General features: G+C 64.5%; 2 protein-coding genes and 1 pseudogene. 1 reads left to right on the top strand and 2 read right to left on the bottom strand.

Annotation, left to right across the window (positions count from 1 at the left end):
• Positions 1-650: pseudogene (locus AC1D00_RS36325) on the bottom strand (hypothetical protein); the annotation flags it as partial.
• Between the two features lie 278 nt (positions 651-928).
• Here AC1D00_RS36325 and AC1D00_RS36320 point away from each other — a divergent pair.
• Entirely contained in the window at positions 929-2,179 is a 1,251-nt protein-coding gene (locus tag AC1D00_RS36320) for a class I SAM-dependent methyltransferase (RefSeq protein ID WP_477013985.1), read from the top strand.
• A 3-nt stretch (positions 2,180-2,182) separates the two neighbouring features.
• Here the strand turns inward: AC1D00_RS36320 and AC1D00_RS36315 are convergent, their stop codons facing one another.
• Complete coding sequence (locus AC1D00_RS36315; protein WP_025576287.1) at positions 2,183-2,389, bottom strand: hypothetical protein; 207 nt, start codon at positions 2,387-2,389, stop codon at positions 2,183-2,185.
• Between the last annotated feature and the right edge of the window lie 133 nt (positions 2,390-2,522).

Below are 2,522 nucleotides of genomic sequence, written 5' to 3'. Positions count from 1 at the left end.
ACCTTGGCGCTCTCGGGCTTGGACTCGGCCTTCGGCTCACTCTTCTTCTCTTCAGTGGCCGGCGCGGCGGCGTCGACCTTCGGCGCTTCCTCGGTCCCGGGCTTGCCGCGACGCTTGGCTTTGCGCCCCTCAGGCGCTGCCTGGCCCTCGGGCTTTAGACCGCCCTCCTCGGCAGGCCGCGCGGCGCGCTTCTGGCGCGCGCCCTCGGTCGCGGGAGCGGCAGCCTCACCTTCCGGCTTGGCGGCCTCCTGGGAGCGCTGGCGACGGCCCTGATGCTCAGGCGACTGCGCAGGATTGGTGCTCGCTTCCTTGTCCTTGGCGCCGTCCTTCTTGTCCTTGCCGTCCTTGCCACCATCCTTGGCCTGGTAGCGCGTGTCGGTGGCGCCGTTCGAAACAAGGTAGGAAGCCAGCACGCCGGCCATGTCGGAGCTGGTGGTGTAGTGCTGCCGCAGGAAACCCGGCAGCGAGCCCGGCGCGACGGTCTTCAGCAGTCCCCTCGGGCTCTTGTGGCAGGCATTGCAGGTCTGCGCGAAGAGCTGGGATGGGGCCTTGCCGGCCTCGAGGTTCGTTGCCTGCGCAAGAACGGCATCGGTCGCGCCGAAGCCGATCAGAAGCACTACCGTCGCGAGGCTGAGCGCTCGGCTCGACATTCCCATCATCTCCATTGAATTTCCGCGATGCAGCCGGCATCCGGCGCGGCGGCGGTCACCTTTTAGCCGATTGAGCCGCGAATGGAAGCAGGCCCCGCGCGCAAGGATGTGATTAAGCGCTTTTGGAATATCGGCTTTGAATACAGCGCAATAGCGGGAGGGGACGACCCTCCCTAGATTTGGATGCAAACGCATAGGAACCGGAGCGGGACCTGAGCGTCTGATGTGAAAGCCGGGTTGGTCGCATCTTTTCGGGTTCGCTCGAGAGGAAGGTGTCGATGGACCGTTTGTTGCGTCAATTCCTGTCTCAATTCATTCGCCGCGGGTCGATGACGGTGACCACGGCGAAGGGGGCGAAGTTCACCGTCGGCGACGGCTCCGGCGAGCCGATCGCAGTYCGTTTCGTCACTGCGGACGCAGAACGAAAGATCCTCATCAATCCCGAGCTCGGGCTTGGCGAGGCCTATATGGACGGCGAGTTCGTCGTCGAGCGCGGCACCATAGCTGATGCCCTCGCGATCCTGCTCGATCAACCCGACCTATTGCCGCAGTGGGCAAAGCCCTGGTGGCACCTGCGCTATCTGACGCGGCACCTGAAGCAATTCAATCCGCGCTCGCGCGCGCGTCGCAATGTCGCGCATCACTACGATCTCGACGCCCGGCTCTATTCGCTCTTCCTCGACGCCGACAAGCAATATAGCTGCGCCTATTTCGAGGCGCCGGACAGCACGCTCGACGATGCGCAGCTTGCCAAGAAGCGGCACATCGCCGCAAAGCTGCGCGTCACGGCTGGCCAGCGCGTGCTCGACATCGGCTCGGGCTGGGGCGGGCTCGGGCTCTATCTCGCCGAGATCGCAGACGCCGACGTCACCGGCATCACGCTGTCGACGGAGCAGTTGCAGATCGCCAATACGCGCGCGGCCGAAAAGGGCCTGACCGGGTCGGCCAAATTCCTGCTCCAGGACTATCGCGACATCGACGGGCCGTTCGACCGCATCGTCTCGGTCGGCATGCTGGAGCATGTCGGGGTCAGGTTCTACGACGCTTACTTCCAGCGCTGCGCCGAACTCCTGGGCGAGGACGGTGTCATGCTGCTGCACTCGATCGGCCGTTCGCAGGGCCCGGATTCCACCAATCCCTGGATCGCCAAATACATCTTCCCGGGCGGATACATCCCCGCTCTGTCCGAGGTGCTGCCGGCGATCGAGCGCGCGGGCCTCCTGGTCTGCGACATCGAGATCCTGCGGCTGCATTACGCCGAGACGCTGAAGGCCTGGCGGGAGCGCTTCATGGCGCGACGCGAGGAGGCCGTGCAGCTTTACGACGAGCGCTTCGCCCTGATGTGGGAATTTTATCTGGCGGCCAGCGAGATGACCTTCCGCAAGCAGCACATGATGAACTTCCAGATCCAGCTCACCAAGCGTCAGGGTGTGGTGCCGATGACCCGTGACTACGTCGGACACGAAGAAGCCCGCCTGCGGGCCATCGAACGCGGCGCCAAGCCAAGGCTGAAGCTGGCTGGTGAATGAAGTCTAATGACGCTGGGTCGAAATCGGGGACGAGCGGAAAGAAGCTGTCAACGCCAACTGCGCCCGCAGTTCCACCAGGATCTCGGGCGCGACCGGCTGGCGGCGCACTTCGGGGCGCTCGGCGTGCTGCATGGCCGCGATCAGCCCGGACAGCCAAAGCCGGCTGCCCGCTTCGCTTCGCCAGATCTGGTGCTGCCGTTCTGGCCGCATCACTTGCCTCGTCTCCCTGATGGCGGGTTACCGGGGACAATCCCCTGTCTGCCCGCCCGTTCCGGCGCTACCCCGAAAGAATCCGGAGAGATGTGATCTGCTTCACATAAGTCTGGTCGGGCCTGGCCTAGAC

This window comes from Bradyrhizobium sp. P2_E8, from assembly GCF_056403875.1.
Note: the sequence above shows the minus strand (reverse complement) of the source record. Positions and strands in the feature narration are given on the sequence as shown.